The organism is Methylorubrum sp. SL192, assembly GCF_026672325.1.
GTDB classification, from domain to species: domain Bacteria; phylum Pseudomonadota; class Alphaproteobacteria; order Rhizobiales; family Beijerinckiaceae; genus Methylobacterium; species Methylobacterium extorquens.
Genome location: NZ_JAPPQV010000003.1, coordinates 936,460 through 957,353, shown reverse-complemented (window position 1 = coordinate 957,353; position 20,894 = coordinate 936,460). Strand labels below are relative to the sequence as shown.

Sequence of the window (20,894 nt, the reverse complement as noted above, 5' to 3'; positions counted from 1 at the left end):
CGTGAGCCCTGCCGTGAGCCTTCGCCTCTACGACTACGAACTCGACGAGAACGGCTACAAGGTCCGGCTCGCGCTCGGGGCGCTCGGGCTCGGCTGCGAGACCGTGGCGGTCGACATGGTCCCCGGCGCCGAGCAGACGCGCGCCCCCTTGATCGACCTGAACCCCCTCGGCACGCTCCCGATCCTCGTCGATGGCAGCACGGTGCTGCGGGAGGCCGAGGCGATCCTCGCCTATCTCGCGCGGCGCTACGATCCCGCCGGCACATGGCTGCCGCAGGAGCCGGCGGCCTTCGGCGAGACCCTGATGTGGCTCGCCTTCGCCACGCGCGAGCTGCACGCGGCCAGCCTCGCGCGGCGCGCGGCCCTGTTCGACCATCCGGGCGACGGGCCGGACCTTGAGAACCGGGCGCGGGCGGCCTTCCGGGTGATGGAGGACCATATCGTCCTGCGCGGGTTCTCGGGCGCGAGCTGGTTCGCAGGCACGGGCCCGACGATCGCCGATCTCGCCCTGTTCCCCGCCTTCGCCCTCAGCCGGGATTTCGGGATCGACCACGAGGCCTATCCCGGCCTGCGCCGCTGGAGCCGCCGCGTCCGCGGCCTACCCGGTTTCCGCACCATGCCGGGCATTCCCGACTATCATTGACCGCTGGACAGGGCGCCCGTGGACCCGCACCGCCTCGGCCTCGTCTCGACGCGGCTGCACTACTTCCAGCTCGTCGCCCGCGCGGGCTCGATCCGGCAAGTCGCCCGCGCGCTCAACGTGGCGCCCTCCTCGATCAGCCGCGTGATCGTCCAGCTCGAGGAGGATATCGGCACCAAGCTGTTCGAGCGCGCCAAGCAGCGCCTGCGCCTCACCAGCGCGGGCGAACTCCTGCTCTACCGGGCGCGGCTGAGCCTGGGCGAACTGAGCCGGGCCTGCACCGAGGTCGGCGAATTACAGGGCCTGCACCGCGGCACTGTCACCGTCGCCCTCGTTGAGAGCGTTGCCCGCGGCCTGTTCCCGGCGGTGATGGGCGCGTTCTGGGAGCGGCATCCGGGGGTCGCGGTCGATGTCCAGGTGGTGCGCTCGACGGAGGCCGCCGCGGCGATCGCGGATGGCGAGTGCGAGATCGCCCTCGGCTTCGACCTGCGCGCGCCGCGGGGGGCCCAGCGCCTCGCGGCCGCCTTGGTCCCGGTCGGGGCGCTGATGCGTCCGGAGCACCCGCTCGCGGGCCGCGAGTCCCTGCGGATGTTCGATCTGGCGCAGGAGGCGGTCATCCTCTCGGACACCAGTCTGACCCTCGGCGCGGCGATCGAGGAGGCTTTGGCCGACGCCTCCGCCCATGTCGGGCGGCGCGTCACCACCAACTCCATCGGGACGATGGCGGCGCTGGCGAGCGCGGGTGCCGGGATCTCGCTCCAGGCCCGGCTCGGCGTCGAGGCCGAGATCGCCGAAGGGCGCCTCGTCTTCGTGCCCCTGCGCGATCCGAAGCTGCGCCCGCGCCGGCTCGTGCTCGTGGCGCGCAATCGCGACCGGCTCTCGGAGGCGGGCGCGGCGCTCGCGGCGATGCTGGCCCGTGCCGTCGAGGCCCAGAGCCAAGCCTGAGTTATGCCTGAGCCGAGCTGTTGCGCCCTGCGCACCAGAGTGGACGAAAAACGGCGGCTATTCAGGACAGCGTCGGGCGTCGATCCTGCGGCCCATGATGGAGCCCGAGACCCCATGACGCCTGGAGCCGTCGACGCCGTAATCCGCGGCCTGAAGCGGGCGGGCGTCTCGATCGTCTGCTACCTGCCGGATTCCCTGTTCAAGGAACTCTACCCGGCCCTCGACGCGGATCCGGACCTGCGCACCATCCCGGTCACCAACGAGGGCGAGGGCGCGGCGATCTGCGGCGGCGTCTTCCTCTCCGGCAAGCGCGCCGTGCTGGTGATGGAGAATTCGGGCCTGCGCGCCTCGGTCGAGCCGCTCGCCCGCATGGGCCTCGGCGCAGGCATCCCGGTGGTGATGCTGATGAGCTACCGGGGCGATCTGGGCGAGAACAACTGGTGGGCGATCCCGCACGGCATCACCATGGAGCCGGTGCTGCAGGCCCTGCGCATCCCCTACCGGGTGGTGCGCGAGGAAGCCGCCATCGAGACGGCCATCGCGGACGCCTACGCCTCGGCCTACGCCTCCTACTACCACGCGGCGGTGGCGCTGGGCGGGAGCATCGTGCGATGAGCGTCGAACCCGAAGCATCCGGCCGGCCGATGAAGCGCTACGCCTGTATGCAGCGCCTCGCGGCGCGCCTGCGGGACGAACTCGTGATCCTGTCCCTCGGGGGCAGCGTGGACGAGTGGTACAATGCGGCGCCGCATATGCGCGCCGCCAGCCTGTTCCAGCAGCAGCTCGGCTGCGTCACGCCCCAGGCCTTCGGCCTCGCCGCCGGGCTGCCGCACCGGCGCATCGTCTCGCTCGACACCGACGGGGGGCTGCTGTTCAACCTCGGCATTCTCGCCACTTTGGGCAACGAGCGGCCGAAGAACCTGTTTGTCGTCGTCTGGGACAACCAGTGCTACCAGTCGATCGGCGGGCCGCCGACCCACACCGCCAAGGGCCGCGTCGATCTCGCGGCGATCGCCCGCGGCGCCGGCGTCGAGCACGCCTACACAGTGCACGACCTCGATGGTTTCGAGCGGCACTGCGCCGAGGGGCTCGCGGCCGAGGTTCCTTATCTCGTCGTCGCGAAGGTGGCCGGCACCGTCCAGCCCGGCATCCGGCGGAAGCACAGCGACGGGCGCGAGGACAAGTACATCTTCGTGCGCCACGTCGAGGCGAGCGAGGGCGTCACCATCATGGGCCCGAGCGAGCACAACTAAGATGCTGCGCGACGCTGCCGACGCGCTGGAGGCCGCCTACGACGTGATCGTGGCCGGGGCGGGCACCGGCGGATGCGTCGTCGCGGGTCGGCTTGCGGCGGCGGGATTCTCCGTGCTGCTGGTGGAAGCCGGTCCGCCGGACAGCGCCGAGCCCGCCATCGCCGATGCCGGGGCCTGGGTCGGGCTCCTCGGCGGTCCCTGCGACTGGGGCTACGCCTACGCGCCCACCCCCGAGGTGGCCGGCCGCGCCATCGCGATCCCGCGCGGGCGGGTGCTCGGCGGATCGAGCAGCATCAACGCCATGCTGTGGAACCGGGGCCACCCCTCCGATTACGACGGCTGGGCCGCCGCCGGGGCGACGGGCTGGGACTTCGCCACGGTGCTCCCGTATTTCAAGCGGGCGGAGGACTGGGAGGGCGGGGAGACACCCCTGCGCGGGGCGGGCGGGCCGCTGCGCATCGAGACGTCGCGCGATCCTCACCCCGTTGCCAGCGCCCTGATCGCGGCCGCGGCCGAACGCGGCATGCCGGTGCTGGCCGACGCCAACGGGCCGGACAATGCCGGGACGGCGCTCGCCAACCTGAACCAGCGCGGGGCCCGCCGCTGGAGCGTGGTCGACGGCTACATCCGGCCGCTCGCGGACCATCCGAACCTCCGGGTTCTCACCGGGGCGACGGTCATCGACCTCCTGGTCTCGGGCGCTGTCTGCTCCGGCCTGCGCCTCGGCCTCGAGAGCGGGATCGTCGCGGTGCGCGCCCGCCACGAGGTGGTGCTGACCCTCGGCGCGATCGGCACGCCCGCGCTGCTGATGCGCTCCGGCATCGGCGATCCGGCCGACCTTGCCCGGCTCGGGATCGCCGCGCGCCACGCCCTGCCGGGCGTCGGGCAGAACCTTCAGGACCATCCCCTGCTGATGGGGATCAATTTCTCCGCCCGCGCCCCCCTCGGGCCGGTGCGCGACAACGGCGGCGGGGCGCAGCTCAACTGGCGCAGCCGGCCGGGCCTGCGCGCGCCCGACCTCCACGCCTTCGTGGTCCAGGGCCCTCATGCCGGTCCCGAGATCGCCGCCACCGCCGACCTCTCCGGCCCGGTCTTCGCCGTCTCGCCGGGGCTGATGGGTTCGACCAGCGTCGGCAGCCTGCGCCTGCAGAGCGCCGAACCGGACGGCCCGATCACGCTGCGGCCGAATTTTCTGGCCGAGCCCGCCGACCGCGCGGCTCTGGCGGGCGCCATCGACACGATTCTCGACCTCGCGGACACGGCCGCGTTCCGCGATCTCGGCGCCGTGCCGCTGACCCCGGCCCGAAGGCTCAACCGATCCGAGGCCGACGCCTTCGTGGCGCGGGCCTGCTCCACCTTCTTCCACAGCTGCGGCACCTGCGCGATGGGCACCGGCCCGGCCGCCGTGGTCGATCCGGCCCTGAACCTGCATGGCGTGGCCGGCCTGCGCCTCGCCGACGCCTCGGTGATCCCGACGATCCCGACCGGCAACACGCAGGCCGCCGTGGTGATGATCGCCGAGCGCGCCGCCGACCTGATCCGGAATGCCGCAGGATGAGCCCGACATGAGCGCCGACCGTATCCTTGCCGCCGACCTCGTCCTGACGATGGACCCGGACAATCGCGTCCTCACAGACGGCGCCGTCCTGATCCAAGGAAGCCGGATCGGTGCGGTCGGCCCCCGCGAGGCGATCATCGCCGCGAACCCAGGCGCAGCGGTCGTGCGCCTGCCCGACCGGCTGCTCATGCCGGGCCTCGTCAATGCGCACATGCATTCCGGCTTCTTGCGCGGCACCGCTGAGCATCTCCCGGTCTGGGACTGGCTGCGGCTGCACATCAACCCGATGCACCGGCTGCTGCGCCCCGAGGAGGCGGAGGCCGCCTCCTGGCTCTGCTACGCTGAGGGCCTCCTGTCCGGCAGCACGACGATGCTCGACATGTGGCGCTTCATGGAGGGCAGCGCGCGGGCCGCCGAGACCCTGGGCAACCGCCTCGTCTGCGTGCCCTATGTCGGCGCGCATCCCGACTACGACTATTTCGACCACCTCGACGACAACGAAAGGCTGATCGAGAGCCGGCACGGCAGCGCGAACGGGCGCATCAACGTTTGGGTCGGGCTGGAGCACCTGTTCTACGCCGACGAGGCCGGGCAGCGGCGCGCCATCGAGATGGCCCAGCGCCACCGCACCGGGTTTCACACCCATTGCAGCGAGGCCGAGGTCGAAATCGCCGAGTTCGAGCAGCGCTACGGCTGCCGGGCGATGGTCGCCCTCGACCGGCTCGGCTTCTTCGAGACGCCGCACGCGCTCATCGCCCACGCGGTCTGGCTCGACGCCGCTGAGATCGAGCTGATCGCCGCGCGCGGCGTGGCGGTGGCGCACAACCCTGTCAGCAACATGAAACTCGCGAGCGGCATCGCGCCGGTCGACGCGATGCTGCGGGCTGGCGTCGCGGTCGGCCTCGGCACCGACGGCGAGAAGGAGAACAACAACCTCGACATGTTCGAGGAGATGAAGACCGCCTCGCTGCTCGGAAAGCTCAAGAACCTCGACGCGGCGGCCCTCGATTCCTGGGAGGCCCTGCGCATGGGAACGATTCTGGGCGCGAAGGCGCTCGGGCTCGACCGTGAGATCGGCTCCCTCGAACCCGGCAAGCGCGCCGACCTGATCGCCATCCGCACCGACACGCCGCGGATGACGCCGCTCTTCGGCGATGGCCCCTGGTTCAACCTCCAGCACAACCTCGTCCACGCGGTGCGGGGCTCGGACGTCGATCTGACCATGGTCGACGGCGTGGTCGTGGTCGAGGACGGCCGCCTCAAGACCGCAGACCTGCGCGCGCTGATCGACCATGTCCGCGGCCTCGCGCCGGGCCTGTTCGCGCGCCGCGCGGCCTGGCTCGCCGAGAACGAGACCGGCAGCGTCCAGTGGACGGAGGCCGGCCGATGACGGGGGCCTCCCGATGAAGACCGACGACCGGGTGGCCCTCGATGAATGGTACGCCGTCGAGACCGCGGCGGCCGTGACCGCGGCGCCCGTCGTGACCCACCTCCTCGGCCAGGACATCGTCTGCGACCGGTTGCCGGACGGCGCGCCGCGGGTGCGCGAATGCTTGGCCGACGGGTTCGGCCCGGCTCTGCCGGTGCGCGAGCGCTACGGCTGCCTCTGGACCACCCTCGGGCACCCGAACCGCGACGTGATCGCGATCACGGAAGCCGACGAGCCGGACCGCCGCCACGTCCCCTGCGGCTGGGTGAAGATGCGCACCTCCGGCCCGCGCGTGGTCGAGAACTTCCTCGACATGGCCCATTTCCCCTTCGTCCATACCGACATCCTCGGCGCCGAGCCGAACACCGAGGTGCCGGCCTACGCCTCCGAGATCCGCCGCGACGTCGATGAGGTCTGGGCGACGAATTGCAGCTTCTTCCAGCCCCGCATCGCCGCGACCGAGACGCAGGGCGATTTCGTCCGCCTCACCTACCGGGTGCCCTCGCCCTTCGTGGTGATGCTCTACCGGGTCTGCCCGAGCGCCCCGGACCGCCTCGACGCCATCGCCCTGTTCATCCAGCCGATGGAGGAGGAGCTGTGCCGGGCCCAGCCCGTGATGTACCTCGTGGATTCCTGCTCGACGCACACGGCGCTGCTGAATTTCGAGCAGGTGATCTTCCTGCAGGACCGCATCATCGTCGAGAACCAGCGCCCCCTGAGGCTGCCGCTAGAGCCCCGCCACGAGATCCCGACGCGGGCCGACAAGTCCTCCGTGGTCTACCGGCGCTGGCTCAAGGAGAAGGGACTTCGCTTCGGTACGGTGGGGCACGGATGACGGGCGCGCCCGAAGCCCGGCCCCAGCGCGCAGGGCATGCCGGGAAATGTGGATGCCGGTTGGCCGGGACGGCTCGGGCATGAGCGGGCAGGCCCTGCGCGTCCTGAGACCGCGCGATGCCGGCGAGGCGCTCGCCGCCCTGTCGCGGCACGGCGGGGAGGCCCGGCTCGCCGCCGGCGCCACCGCGCTCCAGCTCGACTGGGCGGCGGGCGCGGAGCGGCCCGGCCTCCTCGTGGACCTCTCCGGCTTGCCGGAGCTGCGCGGCATCGAGGCATGGGGCGGCGGTCTCCGGATCGGCGCCGCGACGCCACTCGCTGAGATCGAGGCCGACGCAGACGTCGCGCGGCGCGCTCCCCTTCTGAGCCGGGCGGTGCGGACCGTCGCCGCCCCGGCCGTGCGCAGCCTGGCGAGCCTCGGCGGCAACGTGGCGGGGCGGACCGGCTGCTGCCTGCCCGCTCTGGTCGCCCTCGACGCGGCCCTCGACATCCTGACAGCGGCGGGCCGGGAGCGCGTGGCGCTCGCCGACTGGCTCGGGCAGGCAGCCCGCCCCGCGAGCCTCATCCTCGCCGTCACGGTCCCCGAGCAGCCGGAGGGATCGCCCGCGACATTGCGCAAGGTGGGCCTGCGGGCCGCCTTCAGCCCGAGCGTCATCGGCGTGGCGGGCCTGCTCCCCCTCGACGGAGGCGTCATCGGCGCGGCCCGCCTCGCGGCCGGGGGCGGCCCGGTGCGCCCGCAGCGTCTTCCCCGTTCCGAGGCCCTTCTCGCGGGCCGGTCCCTGGCCGCCATCGACTGGGCGGGCCTCCACGCCGAACTCCTGGCCGAGATCGACGCGCCGGGCGATGACCTGCGCAGCGCCCGCTACCGGCGCTGGGCGGCGGCCAACGCCCTCGTCGCCAGCCTCGGCGGGGCCGACAGGCTTTCGGGCGCGCGAGCCACCCCACGGCACCGGCCCGTCGGCGCAGGCGCGCCCGCGGGCGAGCGCGTGGTCTCGCGCGCGGCCGGTCCGGCGGGATGGCACCAGCGCCCGGACATCGCCGACAAGGTTCACGGCCGGCTCGCCTATCACACCGACGCGCGGGTGCCGGGCATGCTCGTCGGCCGCATCCTGCGGGCCGGCCGGCCTCACGCCCGCATCCTGGCGATCGACACCGCGGAGGCGGAAGCCTTGCCGGGGGTGGCCGCCGTGTTGACCCACCGCGACGTGCCGGGGCTCAACGCCTACGGGATCGTGGTGCAGGACCAGCCCGCCCTCTGCGGCGAGCGCGTGCGCTATGTCGGCGACGCGGTGGCGGCGGTGGCCGCCGTGGACGAGGCCACGGCCGAGGCCGCCCTCGCCCTGATCCGCGTCGCCTACGCGCCGCTGCCCGTCCTCGACACCCCGGAGGCGGCGCTGGCCCCCGGCGCACCCCCGCTCCATCCGGAGGGCAACCTGCGCCGCGAGGTCCGCGTCGCCCGCGGCGACACCGAGGCGGCCTTCGCGGCCTGTGCCCACGTGGTCGAGGGCACCTACGTGACGCCGCGGCAGATGCACGGCTTCCTCGAGACCGAGGGCGGCTGGGCGATGGTCGAGGCCGACGGCAGCCTCACGATCCGCGTCGGCGGGCAGCACGGGGCCCGCGACCGGCTCCAGATCGCCCGCATCCTTGGCTGGCCGGAAGCGCGGGTACGGGTCGTCACCAGCCCGACGGGCGGCGCCTTCGGCGGCAAGGACGAGCTGACCGTGCAGCCGGCCCTGGCGCTGCTCGCGGTGAAGACCGGGCGGCCGGTGCGCCTTCATCTCGGCCGGGCGGAATCGGTGGCGGCGGGCGTGAAGCGCAACCCGATGCGAATCCGCATGCGCACCGGCTGCGACGCGCAGGGCCGCCTGCTCGCCGTCGCCGTCGAGCTGATTGCGGATGGCGGCGCCTACGCATCCTTGAGCCCAGCAGTGATCGAGACCGCGCTGGAGCATTGCTGCGGCCCCTACCTCGTCCCGAACGTCGCGGGGGTCGCGCGGCTCGTGGCGACCAACAACGGCACCTGCGGCGCCTTCCGGGGCTTTGGCGCCAACGAGATGACCTTCGCGATCGAGTGCCAGATCGGGCGCCTCGCGGAGGCCGTCGGCTGCGATCCCATCGCTTTGCGCCGCCGCAACCTGCGGGCGCCGGGCAGCCCCGGCTTCTTCGGCCAGACGGTGGGGCCGAGCGAGCGCCTCGCCGAGATGCTCGACGCCGCCGCAGCGAGCCCGCTCTGGTCCGCCGGTCCGGAAGGCGCGGGAGCGGCGATCGGCGTCGGCCTCGCGCTCAACTATCAGGGCAACGGCCTCGGCTCGCTGCCGGAGGATCGCGCTGCCGTGGAACTGCGGCTCGCGGCCGACGGCGCGATCGAGGCGCTCTACGGCCTCGACGAGATCGGCCAGGGTCTCCAGGCGGCGATCTGCAGCGCTGTGGCTGCGCGCCTCGGGGTGGACCGCGCCGAGATCCGTCCCGTGATCGGCGATACCGGGCACACCCCAGATTCTGGCTCCACCACAGCGTCGCGCGGCACCTTCGTGGTCTGGGAGGGGGCCCGGAGCGCCGCGCCCGCCTTCGCCCATGCCCTCCTCGACGCGGCGGCGCGCCGCCTCGGCCTTTCGGCGGCGGATCTGGCGCTCGGTCCCGGCGGCATCCGCGAGGCGCGCTCGAACAGCGGGCGCCCCCTCCTCGGCTTCGCCGAACTCGCCGCCGGGCTTCCGCCCGAGGCCCTACCCCAATCCCGCGCCGCCTTCGAGTTTCCCAAGGCCGACTACGTGGCGGGCAATGCTCGCTACCTCTTCGCCTTCGGCGCGACTCTGGCCCGCGTTGCCGTGGACCGTGTCACCGGCGAGGTCCGCGTGCTCGACCTCCACCAGCACACCGCCGCCGGGCCGGTACTCGATGCTGCCGCCTATCTCGGCCAGATCGAGGGCGGCGGCGTGCAGGGGCTCGGCTTCACCCTGACCGAGGACGCGCGGATGGAAGCGGGACGCTACGCGGCCGCGAATCTCGACGGCTACCTGATGCCCACCATCGCCGACGCGCCCGAGCGGAGCCGGGTCCTCGCCCTGGAGGATCTCGATTCCGGCGACCCCTACGGCCCGCGCGGCATCGGCGAACTCGGCATCGGCGCGGTGACTCCGGCGATCGCCGCGGCGGTGGCCGACGCCATCGGCCACTGGCCCTGCGCCGCACCCTTCTCGCCCGAGACGCTCCTGTGCGCGCTCGGCGACGGAGCGGCGGCGTGAGCGCGCCGCGCTTCCGCCTGAACGGGTGCGACCGCGTCCTCCCGGACGATCCCGCCCGCAGCCTCCTCGACATCCTGCGCGAGGATCACGGGCTCACGGCGGCGAAGCCCGGCTGCCGGATCGGGCGCTGCGGCGCCTGCACTGTCCTGATGGATGGGCGGCCCGTCAACGCCTGCCTCGTCATGGCCTATCGCCTGGAGGGGGCCGAGATCCTGACCGCGGACCACCCCGAGGCGGGCCCGGAGGTCGCGATCGTGCGCGCCGCCCTCATCGACGAGAATGCGTTCCAGTGCGGCTACTGCGCACCGGGCTTCGTCCTGGCCCTCGCCGCCCTGTTCGGCCGCGTGCCGGAGGCCGGCGAGGCGGAGATCCGGGCCGCGCTGACCGGCAATCTCTGCCGCTGCACGGGATACGCCTCGATCCTGCGCGGGGCGCTGACCGCGCGGGACCGACTCCGCGCCGCGCGCGACGCCGAGGGTGCGGAGCCGTCCGCTCAGCTTCCGCGATAGGTGCTGTAGCCGTAGGGGGAGATCAGGAGCGGCACGTGAAGATGCGCGGGACCGTCCGAGCCCTGCGGCGCGATCCGGAAGCGCACGGGCACGATGTCGAGGAAGGACGGCGGTTCGCCGCCGGCGGCGCGGGCGAAATAGGCGCCGACCTCGAACGCGATCTCGTAGGTGCCGGGCGCCATCGCCTCGCCCGAGAGGAGGGGCGCGTCGCAGCGGCCGTCGGCATTGGTGGCGGCCGTCTTGAGGAGCGTGCGGGATTCGCCCTCGATGCGCAGAAGCTGGAGGGTCAGCCCCGCCGCCGGGTGTCCGGTGGACGTGTCGAGCACGTGGGTCGTGAGCCGCCGGGCATCCGGTGGTGCGGCGGGGCTTGCGACGGCCATGGGATGCGGTTCCTCCTCCGGACGCGCCGGGCGATCCGCGGCGGCCCGAGGGCCGCACCTTGCCGGCACCGCAACCCTTGCAGATCGGCTCCCGCGCACCAACCCGGATTTTCGGGAGCAGCTTTCAAAAAGTTCGACAGATCAGCACTCCGCGCGGCGCTATCGTTGCATCTTCACAACCGTCCGAAGCGAGTCGGAACGATCCGCGCGCCTGCGCGGCAGACCCGGGGTCATCGATGCACACCTCCCGCGACCTGATCGGATACGGCCGCACCATTCCGCAGGCGGACTGGCCCGGCGGCGCCCGGATCGCCGTGCAGATCGTGCTGAACTACGAGGAGGGGGGCGAGAACTGCATCCTGCACGGGGATGCGGCCTCCGAGGCGTTCCTGTCCGAGATCGTCGGCGCGGCGCCCTGGCCCGGCATGCGCCACATGAACATGGAATCGCTCTACGAGTACGGCGCCCGCGCCGGCTTCTGGCGGCTGTGGCGGCTGTTCACCGAGCGGGGCGTGCCGGTGACCGTGTTCGGCGTCGCCACCGCGCTGGCGCGCAACCCGGAGGTCGTGGCCGCGATGCGGGAGGCGGATTGGGAGATCGCCAGCCACGGCCTGAAATGGATCGATTACCGCGATATGCCGCGCGCGGAGGAGGCCGCGCAGATGGATGCGGCGATCCGCCTGCACGAGGAGGTGACGGGCGAGCGCCCCCTTGGCTGGTACACCGGCCGCTCCTCCGTCAACACGCTCGAACTCGGCCTGGAACGGGGCTTTGCCTATCTCGCCGATTCCTACGCCGACGACCTGCCCTACTGGCTGTACGGGCGGGCCGGCACCGGCCTCGTGGTGCCCTACACCCTCGACGCGAACGACATGCGCTTCGCCACGGCGCAGGGCTTCAACACCGGCGAGCACTTCTTCACCTACCTGCGCGACAGCTTCGATGCGCTCTACGCGGAGGGCGCCGCCGCGCCGAAGATGATGTCAGTGGGCCTGCACTGCCGTCTGGTCGGCCGGCCCGGCCGCATCGCCGCCCTCGCGCGCTTCCTCGACCACGTTGCCGCCCATGACGGCGTCTGGCTGGCGCGCCGCATCGACATCGCCCGGCACTGGACGGCGCGGCACCCGGCCGAAACCTTGCGCCCGAGCACCATGAGCGCGGCGCAGTTCCTCACCCGGTTCGGCGACATCTTCGAGGACACGCCGGAGATCGCGCTCCGGGCGTGGCAGGCCGGCCTCACCGCGCGCGAGGACAGCGCGGAGGGGCTCCATGCCGCGCTTGTCGGCGCCCTGCGCGGCCTGCCCGCCGAGCAGCAGCGCGCCCTCATCCGCGCCCATCCCGAACTCGCCGGACGGCTCGCCCAGGCGGGACAGTTGACGCAAGCCTCCACCACCGAGCAGGGCAGCGCCGGCCTCGGCGCGCTCTCGGCCGAGGAGTTGGCGCGGTTCGAGCGGCTGAACGCGGCCTACCGCGCGCGCTTCGACCTGCCCTTCATCATGGCCATCAAGGGCAGCAGCCGCGAGGCAATCCTGGCGGCGTTCGAGGCGCGGCTGCGCAACGATCCCGAGCAGGAGTTTCAGGAGGCTTTGCGCCAAATCGAGCGGATCGCGTGGCTGCGCCTGAAGGACCGGCTGCCCTCGGAGAGTTGATCCGCGCCCAGGCGGCCTCCCGCCGCCGGACCCTACCGCGCTAAGCGCCGGCCGATCAGGTCGAGCCCGGCGCCGACATGGGCGCGCAGGGCCTCGGTCGTCATCTCGACGAAGGTCTTGGCGCGGGCCGGCAGCATCTTTCGCGATGGATAGACTACGCCGAGGGTCACCGGTGTCGGCGGCGCGCCCGGCAGGACCGGCACGAGGCGGCCGTCGGCGAGGTAGGGCGCCACCTCGAAGACGGGTTTGAGGACGATGCCCTGCCCCTGGAGCGCCCATTCGGTCAGCACGTCGCCGTCATCCGCGTCGATGGGCCCGGCGACCGGCAGCGTCACGACCTCGTCGCCGTCGCGCAGGCTCCAGCGGAACTGCTCGGAGCCGGGAAACCGCAGCAGCAGACAGGCATGATCGATGAGGTCCGCCGGGCTCTCGGGGGCGGGATGCTCGGCGAGATAGCCCGGTGACGCGCACAGGATCCGCTCGATATCGGCGACCTTGCGCAGGGTGAAGCTCGAGTCGCGCATCTGCGCGAGCCGGACCGCCACGTCGACCGCCTCCTGCACGAGGTCGAGCAGATGATCGGACAGCCGAAGGTGGACGTCCGCCTCCGGATGGCGCTCGCGGAAGGCGGGGATCAGCGGCGCCACGACGCGCCGGCCCAGGGTCAGCGGGGCGGTGACCTTCAGCGTCCCGCGCGGCGCGGCGCCCTGGGTCTCGACGCTCTTCTCTGCCCGCTCCACGGAGGCGGCGATGTCGAGGCAGCGGTCGTAGAAGACGCGGCCGGCTTCCGTCAGGTTCATCCGCCGCGTTGTGCGGGTGAGCAGAAGGCAGCCGAGATGCTCCTCCAGCGTCTGGATGCGGTAGCTGATCACCGAGGGCGACAGGCGCAGCGAGCGGCCGGCCGCCGAGAAGCTGCCGGTCTCCGCCGCGCGCATGAAGATGCGAACACTCTCCAGGGACAGCATCCGCCCTCCGCGCCCTGCGGCCTCCCGACACGGCCTCGATTTCGTGAAAATTTCGAAAACTGGCAAGGAATTTGATGGGCATACAAGCCCGCCCGCAGCGGTAGGATCGCAGCCGGACACCGAGGGGAGAGGCCGTGGAGAGCTTCGTCTGGGAATGGGGGAGCCTGCTGCTGCGCTGGCTCCACGTCGTCGCGGCGATGGCCTGGATCGGCTCGTCGTTCTTCTTCATCCATCTCGACGCGTCGCTGAAGCGGACGCCGGACATCCCGGCCGGCGAAGGCGCCGCGGCCTGGCAGGTGCATGGCGGCGGCTTCTACGAGATGCGCAAGTATTTCGTCGCGCCGGAGCATCTCTCCCCGGACCTCACCTGGCACAAGTGGCAGGCCTATACCACGTGGCTGTCGGGCTTCGTGCTACTGGCCTGGATCTACTACGCGCAGTCGCGGCTCTACCTCGTCGATCCGGCGGTGATGGACCTGTCGGCCCCGGTCGCGGCGGCGCTCGGCATCGGCGCGTTGGCGCTCGGCTGGCTGGTCTATGACCGCATCTGCCGCTCGAAGCTCGGCGAGAGCGAGACCGGCCTCGCGGCGGTCGGCCTGCTGGCTGTCACGCTCGCCGCCTTCGGCTTCTCGCAGGTGTTCAGCGGCCGCGGCGCCCTGATCCATACCGGCGCCCTGATGGCGACCTGGATGGCCGGCAACGTCTTCTTCATCATCATCCCGAACCAGCGCAAGGTCATCGCCGCGTTGCTGAAGGGGGACCGGCCGGACCCGAGCCTCGGCAAGCAGGCCAAGCAGCGCTCGGCGCAGAACAACTACCTGACCCTGCCGGTCGTCCTCATGATGATCGCCAACCACTATCCGATGCTGTTCGAATCGAAGGCGACGATCCCGCTCATCGTCGCGCTGGTCACCGCCTCGGGCGCGGTGGTCCGCTTCTTCTACAACAGGCGCCATGCCGACCACGCCCGCTCGCCCTGGTGGGCCTGGGCCGCGGCGTCGGTGGGTCTGGCCTCCGCCTTCGTCCTCGCCGTCGCCGGAAGCGCTGGGGGCCGTGCGGTGCTGGGCCTGCCGCCGCAGGCCGAAGGCCCGTCGGCCACCGCCCTGGCCTCGGCCGGCCACGGGGAGGCTGCGCCGCCGGACCACGTCGTCGAACTCGTCGCGGGGCGCTGCGCCATGTGCCACGCGGCCGAGCCGATCTGGGACGGGATCGGCGTCGCGCCGAAGGGCGTTCGGCTCGATACCGCCGAGGCCATCGGCCGTCAGGCCGAAGCGATCCGGCGGCAGGTCGTGCTGACGCACAACATGCCGCCCAACAACGTGACCGAGATGACCGACGAGGAGCGCGGCGTGATCGCAGCCTGGCTGACGGACACCGCGCGCTGAGAGCCCCGCCCCGACTTCGCGACAACGGAATGCCTCGGAAATGACCGTTTCCCCCTACAATCCGCCTTGCGGCGGCCTGCCTCCCCAGACGGCGCTGATGACGGGCCGGGCCGTGTTCACCGAGGCCTACGCCCTCATCCCGAAGGGGGTGATGCGCGACATCGTCACGAGCGTGCTGCCGTTCTGGGAGGGCACGCGGGCCTGGATGCTGTCGCGGCCCCTGTCGGGTTTCTCCGAGACCTTCGCGCAGTACCTGATGGAGGTGGCGCCCGGCGGCGGCAGCGAACAGCCGGAGCCCGACCCACGCGCCGAGGGCGTGCTGTTCGTGGTGGGCGGCCGCCTCCGCCTCGTCCTCGACGGACAGGTGCATGCCCTGCGCCCCGGCAGCTACGCCTACCTGCCCCCAGGGGCAGCCTGGAGCCTGCACGGCGAAGGGTCCGAGCCGGCGCGCTTCCACTGGATTCGCAAGGCCTATGAGCGCGTCGAGGGCCTCGCGTGCCCGCCGGCCTTCGTCACCCACGAATCCGAGACCGCCCCGGTGGCGATGCCGGGCACCGACGGCGCCTGGGCCACCACCCGCTTCGTCTCGCCCGAGGACGTGCGCCACGACATGCACGTCAACATCGTCACCCTGCGGCCCGGCGCCTCGATTCCGTTCGAGGAGACGCATGTGATGGAGCACGGCCTGTTCGTGCTGGAGGGCAAGGCGGTCTACCGGCTCAACCGCGACTGGGTCGAGGTCGAGGCCGGCGACTTCATGTGGCTGCGCGCCTTCTGCCCGCAGGCCTGCTACGCGGGCGGCCCCGGCCCGTTCCGCTACCTGCTCTACAAGGACGTGAACCGGCACGCTTCGCTCGCGCCGTTCGGAGCCGCCCGGTGAGCGGACGGCAGATCCCGGTCGAGCCGCTGACGCAGGCAGCCTTCGCGCCGTTCGGCACGGTGATCGACAAGGCGGCCGTCGCCCCGCGGCCGATGAATGCCGGCCGGGCCCGCCGCTTCCACGACCTCGCGCAGGTGGCCGTCGCGGGCGCGGACGGGCAGGTGGTGATCGGCTTCGTCGAGGCCGAGCCCTACACCCTGCCGCTCCGCCTGAGCCTCGTCGAGCGCCACCCGCTCGGAGCCCAGGCTTTCATCCCCGTGAACGCCGCGCCGTTCCTCGTCGTCGTCTGCCCGGACGAGGGCGGCAGGCCCGGTCGTCCGCGGGCCTTCCTCACCGCCCCCGGCCAGGGCGTCTGCTACGCGCTCGGCACCTGGCACGGCGTTCTCACACCGCTCGACCACCCCCAGGATTTCTGGGTGATCGACCGGGGCGGCCCAGGGGTGAATCTGGAAGAGCATCCCTTCGACGAGCCCTGGATCATCGCGCAGGCGTGACGGTCTTCGACCGCGCGGGAGGGCAGGCCCGGTCGCGGCACGCCTCGCGGTGCCGGCGATTGGTCGCGCGCGCCGGATCGGATACGTGATCCGAGAGCCGCGCGGGGGCGGTGACGGATCGGGAGGCTCGGGCGTGGTCGGAAGCGAGATCGGGGCCCCGGCGCGCCGACAACGACGCGACGGTGCCCTGCGCCGGGAAGCCGTGCTCGATGCCGGACTGGAGGTCTTCTCGACCGTCGGCCTGCACGGCGCCAGCCTCGACCAGATCGCCCTGCGCGCCGGGCTCTCGAAGACGAACCTGCTCTACTACTTCCGCACCAAGGAAGACCTCTACGTCGCCGTGCTGCGGCGCGTGCTCGATGTCTGGCTCGATCCGCTCCATGCGCTCGACGCGAAATCCGAACCGGCCGAGGCGCTCAAGCGCTACATCCGCTCGAAGATCACGCTGTCGCGGGACGCGCCGCGGGCCTCGCGGCTGTTCTGCCTGGAGATCGTGCAGGGCGCGCCGCTCCTGCGGGCCGAACTCGAAGGTCCCCTGCGGGACTTGGTCGAGGCCAAGGCCGCGGTGCTGCGCGGCTGGATCGCCGACGGGCGCATCGCCCCGCACGATCCCCGCCACCTCGTCTTCGCGATCTGGGCCGTCACCCAGCACTTTGCCGACTTCGCGGTGCAGGTGGAGGCCATCACCGGGCGCGATCTCAGCGACGAGGCCTTCTTCGAGCAGACGGTGGAGAGCACCCAGAGACTGATCCTGGCGAGCCTCGGACTGACCTGATTCGCCTTTCTTCCGTTTCGATACCAGACGACGTCGGCGAGAATCGCACCAAGCGTAAGCAGAAACGGCCCGCCGCGCGGGCATCGCGCGGAGAGTTTGTGCAAACGGTCAAATATCGGCTCTCAGAGTTTGACCAAATGGTCTGATTCGCTACCGTCCAGACCTGTCGCCGGCCCCTCGAAGCGCCGGCCGGACGAGTGAGCGAGGGTTTGTCATGACCCAGGCCAAAGATCACGCCAAAGATCACACGATGAATATCGGCGTCTTCATCCCGATCGGAAACAACGGCTGGCTCCTGTCGGAGAATGCGCCGCAGTACATGCCGAGTTTCGAGCTCAACAAGCAGATCACGCTCAAGGCGGAACAGCACGGTCTCGACTTCGTGCTCTCGATGATCAAGCTGCGCGGCTTCGGCGGCAAGACTGAGTTCTGGGATCACAACCTCGAATCCTTCACGCTGATGGCCGGGCTTGCCGCGGTCACGAGCCGGATCAAGCTCTACGCCACGGCCCCGACCCTGTGCCTGCCGCCGGCGATCGTCGCGCGCATGGCCTCCACCATCGACTCGATCTCGAACGGCCGCTTCGGCCTCAATCTCGTCACCGGCTGGCAGCGGCCGGAATACGCGCAGATGGGCCTGTGGCCCGGCGACGAGTATTTCGGCCGTCGCTACGAGTATCTCTCCGAATACGCGCAGGTTCTGCGCGAGCTGTGGGAGACCGGCCGCAGCGATCTCAAGGGTGAATTCTTCCAGATGGAGGATTGCCGCCTGAGCCCGCGCCCGCAGGCGGAGATGAAGATCATCTGCGCCGGGCAGAGCGCCGCCGGCATGGCCTTCACCGCGACCTATGCCGACTACAATTTCTGCTTCGGCAAGGGGGTCAACACGCCGACCGCCTTCGCCCCGACCGTGGAGCGGCTGGAGGAGGCCAAGGCGAAGACCGGCCGCGATGTGTCCTCCTACGTCCTGTTCATGGTCATCAGCGACGAGACCGACGAGGCGGCCCGCGCCAAGTGGGAGCACTACAAGGCCGGCGCCGACGCCGAGGCGATCGCGTGGCTCGGCCTCCAGGGCGCGGCCGACACCAAGTCCGGCGCCGACACCAACATCCGCCAGATGGCCGATCCGACCTCGGCGGTGAACATCAACATGGGCACCCTGGTCGGCTCCCACGCCACCGTCGCCGCCCTGCTCGACGAGGTGGTGACGGTGCCGGGCACCGGCGGCGTGCTGCTGGTCTTCGACGACTTCCTGAAGGGCCTCGACGATTTCGGCACGAAGATCCAGCCGCTGATGCGCTCGCGCCGACACGTTACGGGCGAGATGCTGGCGGAGGTGGCGTGATGGAGGCCGATGCCCCCGCGGGCTACCGCGATCCGTCCGGCCGCCACGGCGCGGTCACGCTGCCGGCGCGGCCCGAGCCGATCGCCTTCGACGCGGACGCCACCGTGCTCATCGTCGTCGACATGCAGAACGCCTACGCGACCAAGGGCGGCTATCTCGATCTCGCCGGCTTCGACGTCTCGGCGACCGGGCCGGTGATCGAGCGGATCGCCCGGGCCGTGGCGGCGGCCCGCGCGGCCGGCATCCGCGTGGTCTGGTTCCAGAACGGCTGGGACCCGGACTACGTCGAGGCCGGGGGGCCGGGCTCGCCGAACTGGCACAAGTCGAACGCGCTCAAGACCATGCGCCGCCGGCCGGAGATGAACCAGCGGCTCCTGGCCAAGGGCACGTGGGACTACGCCCTCGTCGATGCGCTGAGCCCTGAGCCCGGCGATATCGTCCTGCCCAAGCCCCGCTACAGCGGCTTCTACAACACGCCGCTGGACAGCATGCTGCGGGCGCGCGGCATCCGCACGCTCGTCTTCACCGGCATCGCCACGAATGTCTGCGTGGAATCGACCCTGCGCGACGGCTACCACCGCGAATATTTCGGGATCGTACTCGCCGACGCCACCCATCAGGCCGGCCCGCCCGCCCTGCAGGAAGGCGCGCTGCGCAACATCGAGACCTTCTTCGGCTGGGTGTCGGATGTCGCCGCCTTCGAGGCTGCGCTCAGCTCCGACGAAGCCCGCCGCATCCCCGCCTGACCGGAGACCCCTATGCCCAAGACCGTCGTGATCCCGCCGGGCACCGGCAAGCCGCTCGCGCCCTACGTGCCCGGCACGCTTGCCGACGGCGTGCTCTACGTCTCCGGGACCCTGCCGCTCGATGCGGAGGCGAACGTCGTCCACGAGGGTGATGCCGGCGCGCAGACCCGGCACGTGCTGGAAACGATCAAGGGCGTCGTCGAGGCCGCGGGCGGCTCGATGGACGACGTCACCTTCAACCACATCTTCCTCAAGGATTGGGCCGATTACGGCGCCATCAACGCCGTCTACGCCACGTACTTCCCCGGCGAGAAGCCGGCGCGCTACTGCATCCAGTGCGGGCTGGTGAAGCCGGCCGCACTCGTCGAGATCGCCTCGGTCGCCCATATCGGCAAGCCGGCCTGAGCCGATGGCCGCGCCCGTCCATCACGAAGTGCACGGGCCGGAGGGCGGGCGCAAAGTGCTGCTCTCGCCCGGGCTCGGCGGCTCGGCCCATTACTTCGCGCCGCAAGTGCCGGTGCTGGCCGAGCGCTTCCGGGTCGTCACCTACGATCACCGCGGCACCGGGCGCTCGCCGGGTCCGCTCGAACCGGGCCACGACATCGCGGCCATGGCCCGCGACGTCCTCGACCTGCTCGATCATCTCGGTATCGGCACGGCCGACATCGTCGGTCATGCGCTCGGCGGCCTCATCGCCCTGCAACTCGCCCTCACCCATCCCGAACGGGTCGGGCGGATCGTGGTGATCAACGGCTGGGCGGTGATGGACCCGGCGACGCGCCGCTGCTTTGCCGCTCGCAAGGCGCTGCTCCGGCACGCCGGCCCCGAGGCATTCGTGCGCGCGCAGGCGATCTTCCTCTACCCGGCGCCCTGGCTCTCCAAGAACGCCGCGCGGCTCGCGGACGACGAGGCGCAGGCGCTGGCGCATTTCCCGGGCACGCGGACGGTGCTGGCCCGCATCGGCGCCCTGGAAACCTTCGACGCGACGGCCGCGCTCGGGCGCATCCCGCACGAGACCCTGCTCATGGCCGCGCGCGACGACGTGCTCGTGCCCTTCACCGCCTCGGACGTGCTCGCGGCCGGGCTCCCCAACGCCCGCCTCGATCTCGCGCCCGAGGGCGGCCACGCCCACAGCGTCACCCGCTCCGCATCCTTCAACCGCACGCTCCTCGACTTTCTCGCAAGTCCCTGAAGCGCCCCGACCTCACGAAAGGCCGCCGCCATGACCGAGTCTGAGAGCGCCGCCGTCCCCGTCGATGCGGCCGCCTACCGAGAAGCGATGTCCCGGCTCGCGAGCGCGGTGCATCTGATCACCACCGACGGTCCGGGCGGGCGGGCCGGCTTCACTGCCTCGGCCGTGTGCAGCGTCAGCGACGCGCCGCCGACGCTGCTCGTCTGCATCAACCGCGCCTCCTCCGCCTACGCCGCCCTCACCCAGAACGGGACGCTGTGCGTGAACACCCTCGGCGAGGGCCACGAGACGGTGGCGGGCCTGTTCGGAGGGCGCACGCCCGTGGACGAGCGCTTCGCGGCGGGCACGTGGCGGCGCCTGCGCAGCGGGGCGCCCGCGCTGGCCGACGCCCTCGTCAGCTTCGATTGCCGCATCGTCGGGCGCCACGCCGTCGGCAGCCACGACGTGCTCTACTGCGCGGTCGAGGCCGTCGCCGCTTCGGGGCAGGCCGACGCGCTGCTCTACAGCGAGCGCCGCTACCGCACGCTGCCCCGCGCGCCGCGGAACGGATCCGCCCCGGCCGAGCCGGCGCGCGCCGCCCGCGCCGTCGGAGCCCGGCCCGCCGAAGGGCCGGCTTTGGCCCTCAGAAGCGCCTGAGCCGGCATCGGCGCATCGCATCTCGGACTTCGCGCCG

General features: G+C 71.8%; 21 protein-coding genes. 19 read left to right on the top strand and 2 right to left on the bottom strand.

Annotation, left to right across the window (positions count from 1 at the left end):
- The first annotated feature begins 1 nt into the window (after window position 1).
- The 9 genes from OVA30_RS05185 (at window position 2) to OVA30_RS05145 (ending at window position 10,410) form a co-directional block, all read left to right on the top strand.
- On the top strand, window positions 2-643 hold the full coding sequence (locus tag OVA30_RS05185; RefSeq protein ID WP_268177456.1) for a glutathione S-transferase family protein: 642 nt from the start codon (window positions 2-4) through the stop codon (window positions 641-643).
- A gap of 18 nt (window positions 644-661) precedes the next feature.
- Entirely contained in the window at window positions 662-1,585 is a 924-nt protein-coding gene (locus tag OVA30_RS05180; protein WP_268174811.1) for a LysR family transcriptional regulator, read from the top strand.
- A gap of 114 nt (window positions 1,586-1,699) precedes the next feature.
- Window positions 1,700-2,200, top strand: a complete 501-nt coding sequence (locus tag OVA30_RS05175) for a thiamine pyrophosphate-binding protein (RefSeq protein ID WP_017484969.1) — start codon at window positions 1,700-1,702, stop codon at window positions 2,198-2,200.
- Window positions 2,197-2,838 (top strand): thiamine pyrophosphate-dependent enzyme, encoded by a 642-nt coding sequence (locus tag OVA30_RS05170; protein ID WP_268174810.1) that lies wholly within the window; start codon window positions 2,197-2,199, stop codon window positions 2,836-2,838. Before OVA30_RS05175 ends, OVA30_RS05170 begins: the two co-directional genes overlap by 4 nt.
- 1 nt (window position 2,839) lies before the next feature.
- On the top strand, window positions 2,840-4,396 hold the full coding sequence (locus OVA30_RS05165; protein ID WP_268174809.1) for a GMC family oxidoreductase: 1,557 nt from the start codon (window positions 2,840-2,842) through the stop codon (window positions 4,394-4,396).
- A gap of 7 nt (window positions 4,397-4,403) precedes the next feature.
- A complete protein-coding gene (locus tag OVA30_RS05160) occupies window positions 4,404-5,786 on the top strand; it encodes an amidohydrolase family protein (protein ID WP_268174808.1) in 1,383 nt (460 codons plus the stop codon).
- 13 nt (window positions 5,787-5,799) lie between these two features.
- The gene (locus tag OVA30_RS05155; RefSeq protein WP_268174807.1) at window positions 5,800-6,660 is read left to right on the top strand and encodes an aromatic ring-hydroxylating dioxygenase subunit alpha; all 861 of its coding nucleotides are present in this window, start codon (window positions 5,800-5,802) and stop codon (window positions 6,658-6,660) included.
- Between the two features lie 52 nt (window positions 6,661-6,712).
- The gene (locus tag OVA30_RS05150; RefSeq protein WP_268174806.1) at window positions 6,713-9,901 is read left to right on the top strand and encodes a molybdopterin cofactor-binding domain-containing protein; all 3,189 of its coding nucleotides are present in this window, start codon (window positions 6,713-6,715) and stop codon (window positions 9,899-9,901) included.
- Window positions 9,898-10,410, top strand: a complete 513-nt coding sequence (locus OVA30_RS05145; protein WP_268174805.1) for a (2Fe-2S)-binding protein — start codon at window positions 9,898-9,900, stop codon at window positions 10,408-10,410. The genes OVA30_RS05150 and OVA30_RS05145 overlap by 4 nt, the downstream gene beginning before the upstream one ends.
- Here OVA30_RS05145 and uraH read toward each other — a convergent pair.
- Window positions 10,395-10,790 (bottom strand): hydroxyisourate hydrolase, encoded by a 396-nt coding sequence (gene uraH, locus OVA30_RS05140; protein ID WP_268174804.1) that lies wholly within the window; start codon window positions 10,788-10,790, stop codon window positions 10,395-10,397. The two genes, OVA30_RS05145 and uraH, sit on opposite strands and share 16 nt — an antisense overlap.
- 236 nt (window positions 10,791-11,026) lie before the next feature.
- Between uraH and puuE the strand changes: the two genes are divergently transcribed.
- Window positions 11,027-12,439 (top strand): allantoinase PuuE, encoded by a 1,413-nt coding sequence (gene puuE / locus OVA30_RS05135; RefSeq protein ID WP_015950630.1) that lies wholly within the window; start codon window positions 11,027-11,029, stop codon window positions 12,437-12,439.
- Window positions 12,440-12,471: 32 nt separating this feature from the next.
- Here the strand turns inward: puuE and OVA30_RS05130 are convergent, their stop codons facing one another.
- On the bottom strand, window positions 12,472-13,404 hold the full coding sequence (locus OVA30_RS05130; protein ID WP_268174803.1) for a LysR family transcriptional regulator: 933 nt from the start codon (window positions 13,402-13,404) through the stop codon (window positions 12,472-12,474).
- 134 nt (window positions 13,405-13,538) lie between these two features.
- On the opposite strand from OVA30_RS05130, the gene OVA30_RS05125 reads away from it, so the two are divergent.
- The 9 genes from OVA30_RS05125 (at window position 13,539) to rutF (ending at window position 20,857) form a co-directional block, all read left to right on the top strand.
- On the top strand, window positions 13,539-14,789 hold the full coding sequence (locus OVA30_RS05125) for a urate hydroxylase PuuD (RefSeq protein ID WP_268174802.1): 1,251 nt from the start codon (window positions 13,539-13,541) through the stop codon (window positions 14,787-14,789).
- Window positions 14,790-14,829: 40 nt separating this feature from the next.
- On the top strand, window positions 14,830-15,669 hold the full coding sequence (locus tag OVA30_RS05120) for a bifunctional allantoicase/(S)-ureidoglycine aminohydrolase (RefSeq protein ID WP_268174801.1): 840 nt from the start codon (window positions 14,830-14,832) through the stop codon (window positions 15,667-15,669).
- Window positions 15,666-16,163: an ureidoglycolate lyase gene (locus OVA30_RS05115; protein WP_268174800.1), complete on the top strand. Its 498-nt coding sequence runs from the start codon at window positions 15,666-15,668 to the stop codon at window positions 16,161-16,163. The genes OVA30_RS05120 and OVA30_RS05115 overlap by 4 nt, the downstream gene beginning before the upstream one ends.
- Before the next feature lie 133 nt (window positions 16,164-16,296).
- Complete coding sequence (gene rutR, locus OVA30_RS05110; protein ID WP_268174799.1) at window positions 16,297-16,938, top strand: HTH-type transcriptional regulator RutR; 642 nt, start codon at window positions 16,297-16,299, stop codon at window positions 16,936-16,938.
- A gap of 250 nt (window positions 16,939-17,188) precedes the next feature.
- Entirely contained in the window at window positions 17,189-18,283 is a 1,095-nt protein-coding gene (rutA, locus tag OVA30_RS05105; protein WP_056464939.1) for a pyrimidine utilization protein A, read from the top strand.
- The gene (gene rutB, locus OVA30_RS05100; RefSeq protein WP_268174798.1) at window positions 18,283-19,029 is read left to right on the top strand and encodes a pyrimidine utilization protein B; all 747 of its coding nucleotides are present in this window, start codon (window positions 18,283-18,285) and stop codon (window positions 19,027-19,029) included. The genes rutA and rutB overlap by 1 nt, the downstream gene beginning before the upstream one ends.
- A gap of 12 nt (window positions 19,030-19,041) precedes the next feature.
- Window positions 19,042-19,434 carry a pyrimidine utilization protein C gene (rutC, locus tag OVA30_RS05095; RefSeq protein WP_265222501.1) on the top strand — a complete coding sequence of 131 codons (393 nt, stop codon included), beginning with the start codon at window positions 19,042-19,044 and terminating at the stop codon, window positions 19,432-19,434.
- Window positions 19,435-19,438: 4 nt separating this feature from the next.
- The gene (gene rutD, locus OVA30_RS05090) at window positions 19,439-20,221 is read left to right on the top strand and encodes a pyrimidine utilization protein D (RefSeq protein ID WP_268174797.1); all 783 of its coding nucleotides are present in this window, start codon (window positions 19,439-19,441) and stop codon (window positions 20,219-20,221) included.
- A 30-nt stretch (window positions 20,222-20,251) separates the two neighbouring features.
- Window positions 20,252-20,857 carry an NADH-dependent FMN reductase RutF gene (gene rutF / locus OVA30_RS05085; RefSeq protein ID WP_268174796.1) on the top strand — a complete coding sequence of 202 codons (606 nt, stop codon included), beginning with the start codon at window positions 20,252-20,254 and terminating at the stop codon, window positions 20,855-20,857.
- Window positions 20,858-20,894 lie beyond the last annotated feature (37 nt).